The sequence below is a fragment of the Candidatus Methylomirabilis sp. genome (assembly GCF_028716865.1).
Taxonomy (GTDB): domain Bacteria; phylum Methylomirabilota; class Methylomirabilia; order Methylomirabilales; family Methylomirabilaceae; genus Methylomirabilis.
This window is the reverse complement of the sequence record NZ_JAQUOY010000001.1, coordinates 1-13,062: the sequence shown is the minus strand read 5'-3', so window position 1 is coordinate 13,062 and position 13,062 is coordinate 1. Positions and strand designations below refer to the sequence as shown.

The window sequence follows — 13,062 nt, the reverse complement described above, 5'->3', positions numbered from 1 at the left end:
TACCCGTCATGTCTCACCTCCAAAGCGTTCCAACCAATCCGCATGAGCCTTGCGTGCCCGGGCAATCGCCGACGGTGGAACTCGCCCCTCGTTCTTCAGAATGCCAATCGCTACAACGATGATTGATTGACCATGGAAGAAGTACAGCAGCCTGTGCTGATGCTGGTCTACTGCGACCCGGAGTTCGTAATCGATCGTCACTGCCACGTCGTCGCCAACAATCACACCGCCGCGACGGCAGGATAAACGTAAGATTATGTCGGAAGGAGCGGGCTAGTCGTTTCGCGGGGAATAGTATCTTGAGGGAGGCGCATAGGCAGCAGGGGAAGACGGCAACTCCTTTTTGAGGATCTCGACTTCCTTTTCCAACTCCTGTAGACGTTCCAGGACGCACCGGATCACCTTTTCAGCAGGGTCCGGCATATCAGTCATCTCCAAATCGATTGTCTGAGGGACCCGTTTGCCATCGCGATAGATGACCTGGCCAGGCACGCCCACCACGAGCGAGTTCGGAGGAATCTCCTTCACTACCACGGATCCTGAACCGATACGACTGTTGTCTCCCACCTTGATGGGCCCAAGGATTGTGGCGCCCGCACCGATCACGACGCCGTTGCCGATCGTCGGATGGCGCTTCTTTTTCTCCAGGCTGGTGCCGCCCAGCGTCACGCCCTGATAGATGGTCACATTCTCACCGATCTGACAGGTCTCGCCGATGACGACCCCGATGCCATGGTCGATGAAGAGACCCAGCCCGAGACTCGCGCCAGGATGGATTTCAATCCCGGTCAGGAATCGGCCCACATGCGCGATGAAGCGGCCGAGGGTCTTCAGATTGCCGTTCCAGAACCAATGCGCGAGACGATGAAAGTAGAGGGCGTGCAGGCCGGGATAGCATACGAGGACCTCCAGCGCGGTGCGTGCCGCCGGATCTCGGTCAAGGGCTGCTCGGATGTCTCGTTTGAGTGTGGTGAACACGCGACGTTTTAGGTTTAGTTTCGGATGATCACGGTCTCGTTCAACTCGCGCAGAAGTTGATCCAGATTGACGCCGTGGACCTGGGCACTGGTGGCGATATTGTCGTATTCAGCCGCAGAGCACCCCATGCAGGCAACGCCGTAACGGTTAAACACCTGGACAGTCTCCGGGTACTGTCGCACCACATTGTCGATCTTCATCTCTGCGGTGATCCTCATCAACCTGCCTCCTTTCAGAGGAACCGCTGGTCCGCCCTGTGTCGCCTACTCGTACACCAGGACAACGTGAGTGATTCCTCGATTCACCTGTAGACTAATCATATAGGGCCAGAATCAGTCATGGCAAGGGAATTTTTCTGGTGAGCAATTGCTGTTGACTTCCAGTCAGAGGTCCGGTAGCCTGCCGTTGCCTCCCTCCGTATAGATTGTAGATGACAGATTTCGGAATGGAGAATAGGAGCAAATCTTGCGCCTTCGATCCACAATCCGCAATCGTGAGCCATGAAGACCACGGGGTGGCCTCAATGAATCGGATAGCCAAGATTCACGCGGCTCTGGAACGCCATTACGGCTCCAAGACGCCACGCAGGGCTTCAAGCAATCCACTCGACGACCTGATCCTTACCATCCTTTCCCAAAAGACAGGCGACATGAACAGTCGCGGGGCCTTCCGGATGCTCCGTCAGATATTGCCTACGTGGGAACAGGTACACCGAGCCCCGGAGAGTGCGCTGGCTGAGGCGATCGGCTCCGCAGGCCTTGCTAACGACAAGGCCGCGCGTATCAAAGTGATCCTGAGCCAAATCCACCACGCCCAAGGCCACTTCGATCTCACCTTCCTCCGGGACGTAAGCGTCGAGGAGGCAACGGCTTTCCTTGGCCGTCTCAACGGGATCGGCCCCAAGACAGTCGCGCGTATTTTGCTCGTGTCGCTTGGGAAACCTGTGTTCCCCGTCGATACCCGGATCTGCCGCGTCGTACGCCGTCTCGGCTTGGTGAGCCCGACGCTGACCCCTAAAAAGGTCCAGGCCTCTCTTCAGTTGATAGTGCCGTCCCCCATCTTCTCCTCCATGTACGTGAACCTGGAGCAGCTTGGCCAAAAAACCTGCAAGACGCATACCCCCCTGTGCGACGACTGTCCCCTCTCCAGGCTCTGCCCCTCTGTCCGATGAAACCGGCATCCTTCTACGGCGTGGATGAGCTTCGGCGCAACCCATATCTTCGGGCTGTCGAGGCGGTCGCGGCCGCCGGCAGGCTAGGCCCCCTGTATCTGGTCGGTGGGTACCTGCGTGATCTCCTGCTTGGTTCCTTCGACGTGGCTCAGGACAGGCGTAGCAGGATGAGGCGGATCGACCTCGATCTGGTGATCTGGGGGAAACCGGAACAATTCGGTCGCGATCTGATCGCCGCGCTGGAAGGCAGCCTCATTCGTCTCGATCCGGAGACGGTTCGAGTCATCATCCGCTCTGAAGGGATGATCGTCCAGCTCGACATCAGTCGGCCGAAGGGCGAGACAATCGAGGCTGATCTGGTAGCTCGCGATTTCACCGTCAATGCCCTTGCCGTACGCATCGACACCCCTGCCCACCAACCCCCAACCTCCAACCCCCTGTCTGTGATCGATCCATCGGGCGGGCTGAACGACCTGAGGGAAAAGCGCCTGCGAGCCCTTACCCCATCGGCATTCGAGCGTGATCCGCTTCGCCTGATCAGGGCAGTCCGCCTGGCTGCAGAGCTTGGCTTCACCGTCGAGGAGGCCACTCGGCGGTGGATCATCGAGCGTGCATCACTCCTCGGGACAGTGGCCGGAGAGCGTTTGCGTGACGAGCTGTTCAGGATTCTCGATACGGTCCCCGCAGCGCCCTGGATCGAGCACCTGGACACCTTGCAGCTTCTGAAGGGACTGGTCCCGGAGGTCGAGGCGCTCAAGTCAGTTCCGGCGAGCACGCCGCATCGTCTGCCCCTCTGGGAACACTCGCTTCAGACGCTTGAGTCTGTCGAGCTGCTGTTCACAAACCTTGAGCAGCTCTTTCCTGACGAGGCGATCTGGTTACGCGAACGGCTTGACCGGGAAATCGAGGCGGGCGTCACCGAGACCGCCATCCTCAAGCTGCTGGGGTTCCTGCACGACATCGGCAAGCCGGAGACCCGGAGCGTGCTAGCGAATGGTCGCGTCCGGTTCCTGGGGCACGAGCAGGCCGGCCTGCCGATCCTCACTCGCCTGTGCGAACGCCTTCGACTGGGTTGCCGGGCGAAGAGCCTCATAACCGACATCGAGCAACATCATCTGCGACCGATCCATCTTTCGAGCAGAGCGCCTGTCACCGTCAGGGCGCTGTATCGTTTCTTTCGAGAAGTGGGTGAGGCTGCTCCCGTTGTGTTGTTACACTCCTGGGCGGATCTGCTGGCAACCTTTGGCGGGAAAACCGAGGAGCTCAGCCGGCATCAGGTCTTCCTGCGTGAGGCGTTCCGATTTTACAGAACCGAGTTTCTGGCAAGCCGGCTACAGCCCATCCTACGGGGCGACGATCTGATCGAACTGTTCGGCATTGCGCCAGGCCCTTTCCTGGGATTCGTGCTTGATCATCTGCGGGAGGCTCAGGCAACGGGGCTCACCAACAGCCGCGAAGAGGCCCTGGCCTATGCCCAGGAGCATCTTGACTCGTGGCAGCAGTTGTTTGGAACGCTGCCCTCTTCACAGTAGGCTCGCGCCAAAAACCATTGACAACCGTGAGCGCTTTTGTTAGACAGAAGAGGGTGCGGGAGTAATTCAGTGGCAGAATGTCAGCTTCCCAAGCTGAACGTCGCGGGTTCGAGTCCCGTCTCCCGCTCCAAAGATATTTTCGTCCGCAGTCCCCCAAAGCGCTATCCCTACAGCCTGTGAGTTCGGTTGACACCGGGCGTTACTGCTCGTATGCTACACCTATTGCCTTGTATGTTCCCGCGGTTATTCCTGTACCCAGTGGAGGGCGCATGAAAACGCTTGGTATGTTGGTCGGAGGCGGCCCCGCGCCAGGCATTAATGGCGTGATCGCTGCTGCAACCATAGAGGCGCGTAACCGTGGGATGCGTGTCCTCGGCTTCTACGATGGGTTCAAGTGGCTTGTGCGAGGCGATACAAGCCACGTGATGGAACTCGAAATCGACGAGGTGTCCCGGATCCATTTCGAAGGGGGTTCTATCCTTCGGACGTCCAGGGAGAATCCGACTAAATCCCCGGATAGGCTCCGTAATGTGGTCGAGGCGCTTGATAAACTGGGAGTATCATGCCTGTTGACGATCGGGGGCGATGACACCGCCTTTGCGGCCTATCGGCTGTCGGAGGTCATGAAGGATCGGGTCGCCCTCGCGCATGTGCCGAAAACGATCGACAACGATCTCCCGCTTCCGCAGGAGGTGGCGACGTTTGGTTTTACGACGGCCTGCAACCTGGGCAAAGACATCGTCCAGAACCTGATGGAGGACGCGGTGACGACGAACCGGTGGTACTTCGTCACAGTGATGGGCCGACGGGCAGGTCATCTGGCGCTCGGCATCGGTGGCGCTGCCGGCGCCACCTTAACGGTGATCGGAGAGGAGTTTCCAGAACCGACGGTCCCCCTTCAGGCGCTTGTTGACATTCTGGAAGGAGCAATCATCAAGCGGCGCGCCTCAGGAAAGGGGCATGGCTTGGCAATTCTCAGCGAAGGGCTGGCCGATAAACTTGATCCTACCGATTTCGGCTCGGTTGAACGGGATAGTTATGGGAATGTCCGCCTCTCGGAGCTTGTATTAGGACGAGTGCTGAAAGAGCGAGTGACTGAAAGCCTTCGGGGGCGAGGTATCGATGTCACGATCGTCGCCAAGGATCTTGGCTATGAACTCCGCTGCGCTCCACCCGGCGCACTGGATATCCAGTATTGTCGCAGTCTTGGCTATTGGGCTACCCGTTTTCTGTTGGATGGTCAGACGGAGGCCATGGTGACCATCCAGGGGGGGAAGATGGTCCCGATCCCGTTTCGGGAGATGTTGGATCTTCGGACGGGGAAGATCCGTGTCCGTTACGTCGATATCGACTCCGAGTCGTATCAGACGCTCCGGGCCTATATGATTCGCCTGGAAGCTCAGGATTTTGAGACGCCAGGCCAGGTTGAGACGCTCGCGCATGGCGGACACCTTGAGCAGACTGAATTCGTGAGCCGGTTTGGATATCTCGGCAATCGACGATCTTAGAACCTGCAGCGACCAGGGGGAGCGTATGTCACACGAAGGAGTCAGCACAATGAGAGACTGGAGGCGAGGCATTCAGCGCGTGATCTTCGGCGTGATGGTCGTACTGGTTCCGTGTACGCTCTGGACAAGCCAGTCGACGTGGCTCAGGGCAGGCGTGGCTGAAGCGCAAGAGCTCGTCTTCATGAAGTCGCTGGATGAGGCGGAAAAAGCCATCCAAGAGGCGAGGGACTTCGAGGCGGATATCTATGCTCCCGAGGAGTTCACCCTTGCCTTGAGCTATTTTGCGGCAGCCAAGGATGAGGTAAGAGCCTTCAGATCCGAGGCACAGACTCAGCAGGACACTCACCTGCTCAGCGCCAGGAAGTCCGGGGAGTCGGTCAGCCTGCTCGCGGAAAAGGCGCAGTACCAGGCAAAGGTGGCTGGAACAAAGGCGATAGAAGTGAAATCCGATCGAGAGATCATCGCGATCAAAGCGCAGATCGCCGATACCTTCAACACAGATGTCAACCGACGCTTTACCTCGACGCGGGAGCAGTTACTGGGCGAACTGGGCGCGAAGGAAGCCGTAAGGAAAGAGGCCCGCAAGGCGCGAGCACAGGCCGAGTCTGTTCTGCACACCTTGACGCTCGAAGGGCTGGCCGCGCCGGCCCCACGGTAGGCAAGGCACTGATACTATCTGAATAGATCCTGCTCTGGCGGGCGCAGCAGCATTGACGCTCGCCCCTCGCCTCTTACGCATTGGTAGCCGCGAATCAGGACCACGGGAATTCGCTCGGTCTTGCCCATGATCAGCTCTGCCGCGGCTGCCAGCTCATCGGCAACGGCAATACGTGTCGCTTTGAGATTCCTGCCAAAGTCATCTGTCGTCTCGCGATAATCCCAAAGCGGGATCAGGCCGCTGACCCCAATGGCGACGTTGGTCAGCCCTTCGCGCCATGGGCGACCAAAGGTATCAGAGATCAGTATCGCGACATCGACTCCACAGAGAGTTCGGATTCGATCCCGGATCGCGGTGGCCGAGCCGTCCGGGTCGAGCGGCAGCAACGACGCGGTCTCCTCGCCAGGGAGATTGGAGCGGTCAATCCCCGCATTGGCGCAGACGAAGCCGTGCCGGGTCTCAGCGAGGATGAGCCCCCGATCCATCCGCACGATTCGTCGCGCCTCCCTGAGGATCAACTCAACCAGACGCGGGTCCTTATCAAGGTAAGCGGCCCAGGCGCTGGCAGCCGGCGAGGGCGCCACGTCGGAAAGAGGCACCACGCGCCCTTCGGCTTTTGAGACAATCTTCTGCGTCACGACCAGGATGTCGTTCGGTTGCAGCATCAGATCACGCCTTCTCGCCCCCTCAACGATCAGCGCGGCCAGGTCATCGCCCGTCTGAATCTCCGGGATGCCGGTCAGGCCGGTCAGGTTCAGTTCAGACGCCTGTTTCAATCCCAAGCCTCTCACCTATCCCAAGCCGATGCAGGAGCCTATCCGTCCGGGTCTTACCCGGTTGCGCGATGAAGCATCGGAGATCGTCAACCTCGTCAATGTCCAGCCCAAGGTTGGGAAGCTCGCAGACCGCGCATGGCAGACCCTTTGCCTCGGCCTCCCGCCGATGGGCCTGGAAGCTGTCGTAGCCGAAGCGGAAGGGGATCGCCTCGGGTGGCCGAGCGAGCAAGGCATTGGTTCCAAGCGCGTTGCGGGACGGCACGAGCACGATCCCCCTGGGTACGGACCCGTGTTCCACGATTCGATCGAGATCGTTGGCCCTGATTCGCGGGACATCAAGCGGGATGGTCAACATCGCCTCGGCCCCACTCTCACGGCAGATAGCGGCGGCAGCCTCTACCGATCTACTCTGCCTGACCTGCCGCACCTCTCCTATAATTTCAGCGCCGTACTGCCGAGCACATACAGCGGCCTCGGCGTCCGACGTAATGACCAGCACACGATCAAGCAGCGGTGAGGTGGTCACGACGGCCAGCACATCCTCAAGCATCGTCTTGCAGAGGAGGTGTCGCTCCTGGGCCGAGAGCAACGGCTTCAGCCGCGCCTTGCCTCGGGAAAGTTCCTTGACCGGGATGACGGCGACGAGCATCTGCCTGTTCAGGTGGTAAAAGAGGCCAGACACGACAGGGCCTCTTTGGCCAAGGCGATCTTTCGCTCCAGATTGTGCATCACGGTCTCAGCCGCTCTCATCCTGACCGGCAGCGCCTCGATGGTGGGAAGCAGATCGGCATCGAGGCGATCGACGATGAACAGGTCGAGGAAGTCCTGATAGAGCTGGGCCACCGCCAAGGCCGATACCTCGTGCCCGAGGCCGGCCAGGAACTTGTCGGTCGGACCCTTGAGCGACCGGCCACCCACAACCGGACTGATCGCTACGATGGGCGCCCTCGTCGCTTTCAGCGCCTCGCGGATACCTGGGACGGCCAGGATCGGTCCGATGCTGATGACCGGGTTGCTGGGGCAGAGGATGATCCCATCGGCCGTCTCGATCGCCTCCAACACGCCGGGTGCCGGGCGCGATGCCTCAATCCCCTCGAAGCGCACCCCCCTCACAGCATGACGAGCCCCGTCGCGAACGAGGTATGCCTGAAAGGGCTGCGGCCCGTGGTCGGTCAGGACGATCGTCGAGACCGATTCGTTCGACATCGGCAGGATCCGGACCCGGACAGACAGCGCGCGCCTGATGACGTCGGTGGCCTCGGTGAGGGTGATCCCCTCTCTCAACAAGGCGGTCCGGTGCAGGTGGGTGGCCAGGTCTCGGTCCCCCAGATGGAACCAGTCTTCTCGACCATAACGCCCAAGCCAACTGAGGGCATTGAAGGTGTCACCCGCGATTCCCCATCCCCTTTCCTGATCCGCAACACCGGCCAGCGTATAGGTCACGGTATCCAGATCCGGACAGATGGTAAGGCCGTGCAGGATCAGGTCATCCGCCGTGTTGACGATGACGGTAAGTTCGGCAGGGTCCATTACCTGCGTAAGTCCCAGGAGCAGCTTTGAGCCGCCGATCCCTCCTGCCAGGGCGAGGATCATGGCTCGCGCTCCGGGAGGCCGGTGATCCTGATCCCCACGTCCGTGGCCTTGTAGCGTCGCTTTAACCCTATGAGCAGTGGGGTCAGTCCCTCCACGGTCCTGGCATGCCGCGCGGGGCCGGCATCAATGGCGCGCAGACCGGCCTTTGCCACCAACAGGACGGCGAGATGCCTCGCATGAGGATCATCCCCGCACACCAAGACATCGCAGTCGATGGCCTTCTCCAACTCCTTCAGCAGGTGAAAGGCGATATTCTGGAAGGCCGCCACCACCTTCACGCTCGGCCCCAGACACTCCTGCGCCTCCTCCAGAGCAGAGCCCTTATGCGCCGGAACCAGCCGCTGGAGCGCCTCGGGCTCAAGCGGAACAGTGGTATCGATCAGAAGTTTACCGCAGAGCGCATCCTTGACCTCTATCAGTATGGTGAGGTGCGCGGCGTAGGGGACCGTCAAGACCACGACGTCCGCCTCCGTCGCAGCTTGTCGATTGAGCATTCCATGGATAGCGACCCTTCCCAGCAGCAGGTTCAGGCGCTTCGCCGCCGCGACTGCTCGTCTTTCATCCCTCGATCCGATGATGACCTCCTCGCCGGCAGCACCCCAACGCAAGGCAAGCCCCGCTCCCTCTCGCCCCGTCCCTCCGAGGATCGCGATCTTCACGGCTGTTGCCCTTCGTGCTCTGTATATCCCCGGCTGGAAGCCGCATATCCGTACCGGAAGGCGTGAGAGGCGGCCAGCGTCCGGTGTGAGCCGAAACGCGCTGCCGGGTCGTCGATCAGGTCGAGCGGGCCCTCCTCTTCGCCGAGGCCATCGTGCACACGAAGAAGCTGGTACGTGGTACTCCGCTGCGCGGGGACGCGCCCGAGTTCACGGATGAGACGGCGCAACTCGGCAGGCGGCATGAACTCACCGTGCGGTGCGCCGGCCGATGTGGAGATGCTTTCGTTGATCAGGGTGCCGCCAAGATCATTGGCCCCGGCGGTCAGCAGATACTGGGCGAGCTTCGGGCCCTCCTTGACCCAGGACGATTGAATGTTCTTGAAAGTCGCACCCAGCATCAGGCGCGCAAGCGCATGCACCTTCACCGCCTCGTTACCGGCGGCCTCCTGACGTACTCCCTTCACCAACTGGTGACGGTAGATCGGCGCCTCGTGATGGATCAGGCGGAGCGGGACGAATTCAGTAAACCCGCCCGTCTCTTTCTGGATGTCGCGCAGGAGCGCCATGTGTCTGATCCAATGGATCGGCTGTTCGATGTGGCCGTACATGATCGTGGCGGTGGTCGGGATACCGAGGGCGTGCGCAGTCGTAATCACCTCGATCCACTGGCGAGAGGTAATGCGACCGCGGGAGATAATGTCGCGGATCTCATCGTCCAGAATCTCGGCGGACGTGCCGGGAAGGGTATCGAGACCAGCCTCTTTGAGGGCCATGAGATACTGCGGAATAGGGATGCCGGATTGCCTGGAGCCGTACAGGATCTCTTCGGGGGAAAAGGCGTGGATGTGGATCTGGGGAACCTCCTGTTTGATGGCGCGGCACAGCTCGATATAGAAACGGCCATCCAATTGTGGGGGCAGGCCGGCCTGTATGCAGATCTCGGTAGCCCCCAACTCCCAGGCCTCTTTCGCCCGTCGCACCACCTCCTCGAGGGGCAGGAAGTACCCCTCCTCTTCCCGGAAATCCCGGCTGAAAGCGCAGAAGGCGCAATGCTTGATGCACACATTGGTAAAGTTGATGTTCCGATTGACCACATAGGTGACGACCTCTCCCACCTGACGCCGCCGCATCTCATCGGCCGCCATGACCAGCGCATGCAGCTCCGACCCCTGCGTCTGTGCCAGGCGCAGCCCCTGCTCCGCGGTAAGCTCTCGCCCCTCAAGCGCGGCCTCCAGCAGGCGTGCGACATCCGGCTCGATCCGGCCAAGCAGCCCGTCAATGCCTTCATCGCGTGCGCAAGGCTCGTCAGGAACTACGTTGCTCACCGGCATCTCCCGCTTCCCTTTACCCTATACCCTATCCCCTAACCCCTGCTCTTTAGGATAGCCTGCCTCGTCCACCAGCGCCATGATCCTGGGAGCCAAGGGAGAGGGGATAAATCCGTCTTTGCGGACGATGTACTCGGGATAGATCGGGAGCCGTTCTTTCAGACGATACCCGAGTGCCGCAGTCCCGTCGCGAAGAGCCTCAATCTGTGGCCATGGCGCCTCGGGATTGATACAATCCTGTGTGAGGGGTGAAATGCCGCCCCAGTCGTTGATTCCCGACAAGAGCAGTAAGGGATAGGCATCCGGAGTGAGGTTCGGCGGCACCTGAAGATTCATCTCCGGACCCAGGATCAAACGCGCCACCGCTACGGTCCGGAGCAGGTCGAGGAACGTCGGCTCAGGATAGTCCCGCATCGGGGTGAAGGGCTTTGCGCGGAAGTTCTGGACAATGACCTCTTGGATGTGGCCGAACGTCCTGTGCAGCGCCTTGATGGCAAACAGGGAGTCGATCCGCTCCTCAAGGCTCTCACCGATCCCAATCAGGATCCCGGTGGTAAAGGCGATCCGCAGCCGCCCTGCTCCCTCGATTGTCCTGAGCCGAAGCAGCGGGTGCTTGTCAGGCGAGGCGTGGTGCGGCCCACCTGACTGCGCGAGCCGGGCGCTCACCGACTCCAGCATCAGACCCATACTGGCAGAAGAGCCTCTCAGTATCCCCATCTCCTCAATGGTCATTGTTCCGGGGTTGACATGCGGCAGGAGGCCTGTCTCCGCCAGTGTCCGCTCGCACATCCGCGCCAGGTACTCGATCGTGGTCCGGTATCCGCGCTCGGCAAGCGCCCGCTGGGCTGCCGGAAAAGCCAGTTCCGGCTTCTCGCCAAGGCTGAAGAGCGCTTCCGTACATCCGAGGGCGGCGCCGGCAGAGGCGATGGCCAGGACCTCCTCGGGGGGGAGAAAGCCGTCACCTGGTTCCCCGGGGTCCCGGCGGAAGGTACAGTAGCCACACCGATCGCGGCAGAGACGGGTCAGCGGGATGAAGACCTTTTTCGAGAAGGTTACCGTCCGCCCCTTGCCGCTGTCGGCAGTGGCGGAAGCCAGTTCTAGGAGACGCAGCAGGTGACGCCCTTCAGCCTGAAGCAGCAGGACGGCGTGTTCGCGCGTGAGGGGCTGCCCAGCACCTACCTCCTCGATCGCAGCCTGGATAGCCACGCTGGCTTCGCCCGACGCCGAATCGTCACTGCTGCGCTCCAACTGAAGCAGGACGGCGCCGGGCAGAGTGGTCATCCTGGCCATGCGCGTGGCCTGAATCAACGCCTGAAACCCTTGCGACGGCTGCATGGAATCACTCCGATGCGGAGGAGCCATAGGCAAGCGGGACCGTACAGACGTTGACCTTATAGCATCGGGGCTATAGAGTCGTCAATGGTGATCCCGGGCTCCCCTTCTTGCGCCAACGGAATGACTCGGAGGTTTTCCTTGCGCAATCAGACATGCTCATTTAGAATTTTAGGTGAAGCCTAAAAGTGTTCACAACGCAGCGTCAAAGATATCGATGATGCCAAAACGAGGTACAAAAGAATGATTGAGCGGTTGATCAGGGATCTGCTGAAGGAGATCGGCGAGGATCCCGATCGGGAAGGATTGGTCAAGACCCCGGAGCGGGTAGACCGGATGTTCACCTTCCTCACATCCGGATACGACAAACAGGTCAATGACGTTCTGAACGAAGCGGTCTTTCAAGACAACTATGACGAGATCGTCCTGGTCAAGGACATCGACTTCTTCTCCCTCTGCGAGCATCATCTGCTCCCATTTTTCGGCAAGTGCCACGTCGGCTATCTACCGGACGGCAAGATTGTCGGGTTGAGCAAGCTGGTTCGGCTGGTGGAGATGTACAGTCGCCGACTCCAGGTGCAGGAGCGTTTGACCTCCCAGATCGCTAACGCGCTCCTGGAGGCCCTGCGGCCAAAGGGGGTAGCCGTCGTCATGGAAGCCCAACACCTCTGCATGATGATGCGCGGCGTAGAGAAACAGAACAGCAAGGCTGTGACCTCATCGATGCACGGGGTCTTCCGCGAGCGGATCGAGAGCCGAAACGAGTTCATGCAGTTGATCCGGTCGCACGCGACATAAAGGAACTGTGCTCTTCGGCAGCAAGGGAATACACTGACGGAACGCGACCTGTTGCGGCAGTCCGCATTGACCGGAATCGGTTATTCCACTATGATGAATGGAGCGGGGATTATCCCAGGCAGAACATCGCCTTCATTGCATTGAGGAACCCATGGGCGTTCACGATCATCATGCAGAGGCAAAGAAGGTTGGACCGGTCCGATACGCGAGGCTGAGTATCACCGATAGTCGCAAGTCGGAAGACGACCACTCAGGCCGACTCATTGAATCGCTCCTGAATGAGGCCGGACATTGTCAGCAGGCCTCCATGATCCTGAAGAACGATCCCAAAGGCCTGAGGGATGTCATCAAGAAGCTGTGTGACGAGGACGTCGATCTGATCATCATGACCGGGGGGACCGGGCTCAGCAAGAAGGATCAGACGATTGAGGCGGTCAGTCCCTTGCTGGATAAGATGCTGCCCGGTTTTGGCGAGCTGTTTCGGAGCCTGACCTTCCAGGAAGTCGGAAGCGCCGCGTTGATGAGCCGCGCGCTCTGCGGAACGGCGAAAGGAAAGGTCATCGTGTGTCTGCCGGGCTCGGAGCATGCCGTCCGTCTCGCCTTGACGAAGCTCCTGATACCGGAGGTGCAACACCTCGTGTGGCAGGCGGCTCGGTGAGGCGGAAGGAGGAGTGAGACATGGCGGAGCAGGAACGAAAGCAAAAACGCGAGGCCGGCGATACCCCACCC

14 protein-coding genes and 1 tRNA gene are annotated in these 13,062 nt (G+C 60.2%); 7 read left to right on the top strand and 8 right to left on the bottom strand.

Annotated elements, in window-relative coordinates; all coding sequences use genetic code 11:
- Window positions 1–273 precede the first annotated feature (273 nt).
- Complete coding sequence (cysE, locus tag PHV01_RS00075) at window positions 274–978, bottom strand: serine O-acetyltransferase (protein WP_337289099.1); 705 nt, start codon at window positions 976–978, stop codon at window positions 274–276.
- A gap of 14 nt (window positions 979–992) precedes the next feature.
- Window positions 993–1,196, bottom strand: coding sequence for a DUF1858 domain-containing protein (locus PHV01_RS00070; protein ID WP_337289098.1), 204 nt, complete (start codon window positions 1,194–1,196; stop codon window positions 993–995).
- 305 nt (window positions 1,197–1,501) lie between these two features.
- Between PHV01_RS00070 and PHV01_RS00065 the strand changes: the two genes are divergently transcribed.
- The 5 genes from PHV01_RS00065 (at window position 1,502) to PHV01_RS00045 (ending at window position 5,847) form a co-directional block, all read left to right on the top strand.
- Window positions 1,502–2,149, top strand: coding sequence for an endonuclease III (locus PHV01_RS00065; protein ID WP_337289097.1), 648 nt, complete (start codon window positions 1,502–1,504; stop codon window positions 2,147–2,149).
- Window positions 2,146–3,681 (top strand): HD domain-containing protein, encoded by a 1,536-nt coding sequence (locus PHV01_RS00060; protein ID WP_337289096.1) that lies wholly within the window; start codon window positions 2,146–2,148, stop codon window positions 3,679–3,681. The genes PHV01_RS00065 and PHV01_RS00060 overlap by 4 nt, the downstream gene beginning before the upstream one ends.
- A 55-nt stretch (window positions 3,682–3,736) precedes the next feature.
- A tRNA-Gly gene (locus PHV01_RS00055) sits at window positions 3,737–3,811 on the top strand.
- Between the two features lie 139 nt (window positions 3,812–3,950).
- Window positions 3,951–5,189, top strand: a complete 1,239-nt coding sequence (pfp, locus tag PHV01_RS00050; protein ID WP_337289095.1) for a diphosphate--fructose-6-phosphate 1-phosphotransferase — start codon at window positions 3,951–3,953, stop codon at window positions 5,187–5,189.
- Between the two features lie 49 nt (window positions 5,190–5,238).
- Window positions 5,239–5,847 (top strand): hypothetical protein, encoded by a 609-nt coding sequence (locus tag PHV01_RS00045; protein WP_337289094.1) that lies wholly within the window; start codon window positions 5,239–5,241, stop codon window positions 5,845–5,847.
- A 14-nt stretch (window positions 5,848–5,861) separates the two neighbouring features.
- On the opposite strand, the gene cofE is transcribed toward PHV01_RS00045, so the two are convergent.
- Genes cofE through cofG form a run of 6 tightly spaced genes read right to left on the bottom strand, consistent with a single transcriptional unit; the run spans window position 5,862 to window position 11,538 of the window.
- Window positions 5,862–6,629, bottom strand: coding sequence for a coenzyme F420-0:L-glutamate ligase (gene cofE, locus PHV01_RS00040; RefSeq protein ID WP_337289093.1), 768 nt, complete (start codon window positions 6,627–6,629; stop codon window positions 5,862–5,864).
- Entirely contained in the window at window positions 6,607–7,305 is a 699-nt protein-coding gene (cofC, locus tag PHV01_RS00035) for a 2-phospho-L-lactate guanylyltransferase (RefSeq protein ID WP_337289092.1), read from the bottom strand. The genes cofE and cofC overlap by 23 nt, the downstream gene beginning before the upstream one ends.
- Window positions 7,281–8,216, bottom strand: coding sequence for a 2-phospho-L-lactate transferase (gene cofD, locus PHV01_RS00030; protein ID WP_337289091.1), 936 nt, complete (start codon window positions 8,214–8,216; stop codon window positions 7,281–7,283). The genes cofC and cofD overlap by 25 nt, the downstream gene beginning before the upstream one ends.
- On the bottom strand, window positions 8,213–8,875 hold the full coding sequence (npdG, locus tag PHV01_RS00025; protein WP_337289090.1) for an NADPH-dependent F420 reductase: 663 nt from the start codon (window positions 8,873–8,875) through the stop codon (window positions 8,213–8,215). The genes cofD and npdG overlap by 4 nt, the downstream gene beginning before the upstream one ends.
- Window positions 8,872–10,200 (bottom strand): 5-amino-6-(D-ribitylamino)uracil--L-tyrosine 4-hydroxyphenyl transferase CofH, encoded by a 1,329-nt coding sequence (gene cofH, locus PHV01_RS00020; protein ID WP_337289089.1) that lies wholly within the window; start codon window positions 10,198–10,200, stop codon window positions 8,872–8,874. Before cofH ends, npdG begins: the two co-directional genes overlap by 4 nt.
- Before the next feature lie 24 nt (window positions 10,201–10,224).
- On the bottom strand, window positions 10,225–11,538 hold the full coding sequence (cofG, locus tag PHV01_RS00015; RefSeq protein ID WP_337289088.1) for a 7,8-didemethyl-8-hydroxy-5-deazariboflavin synthase CofG: 1,314 nt from the start codon (window positions 11,536–11,538) through the stop codon (window positions 10,225–10,227).
- A 240-nt stretch (window positions 11,539–11,778) separates the two neighbouring features.
- Between cofG and folE the strand changes: the two genes are divergently transcribed.
- On the top strand, window positions 11,779–12,333 hold the full coding sequence (gene folE, locus PHV01_RS00010) for a GTP cyclohydrolase I FolE (protein WP_337289087.1): 555 nt from the start codon (window positions 11,779–11,781) through the stop codon (window positions 12,331–12,333).
- 151 nt (window positions 12,334–12,484) lie between these two features.
- Window positions 12,485–12,991, top strand: coding sequence for a molybdenum cofactor biosynthesis protein B (locus PHV01_RS00005; protein ID WP_337289086.1), 507 nt, complete (start codon window positions 12,485–12,487; stop codon window positions 12,989–12,991).
- Window positions 12,992–13,062 lie beyond the last annotated feature (71 nt).

Bases quoted from the DNA above. Each gene is read 5' to 3' on its own strand.
- cofD (WP_337289091.1), bottom strand. From the start codon at position 8,216: ATGATCCTCGCCCTGGCAGGAGGGATCGGCGGCTCAAAGCTGCTCCTG.
- pfp (WP_337289095.1), top strand. From the start codon at position 3,951: ATGAAAACGCTTGGTATGTTGGTCGGAGGCGGCCCCGCGCCAGGCATT.
- PHV01_RS00045 (WP_337289094.1), top strand. From the start codon at position 5,239: ATGAGAGACTGGAGGCGAGGCATTCAGCGCGTGATCTTCGGCGTGATG.
- cofG (WP_337289088.1), bottom strand. From the start codon at position 11,538: ATGCAGCCGTCGCAAGGGTTTCAGGCGTTGATTCAGGCCACGCGCATG.
- PHV01_RS00060 (WP_337289096.1), top strand. From the start codon at position 2,146: ATGAAACCGGCATCCTTCTACGGCGTGGATGAGCTTCGGCGCAACCCA.
- PHV01_RS00005 (WP_337289086.1), top strand. From the start codon at position 12,485: ATGGGCGTTCACGATCATCATGCAGAGGCAAAGAAGGTTGGACCGGTC.
- PHV01_RS00070 (WP_337289098.1), bottom strand. From the start codon at position 1,196: ATGAGGATCACCGCAGAGATGAAGATCGACAATGTGGTGCGACAGTAC.
- folE (WP_337289087.1), top strand. From the start codon at position 11,779: ATGATTGAGCGGTTGATCAGGGATCTGCTGAAGGAGATCGGCGAGGAT.
- PHV01_RS00065 (WP_337289097.1), top strand. From the start codon at position 1,502: ATGAATCGGATAGCCAAGATTCACGCGGCTCTGGAACGCCATTACGGC.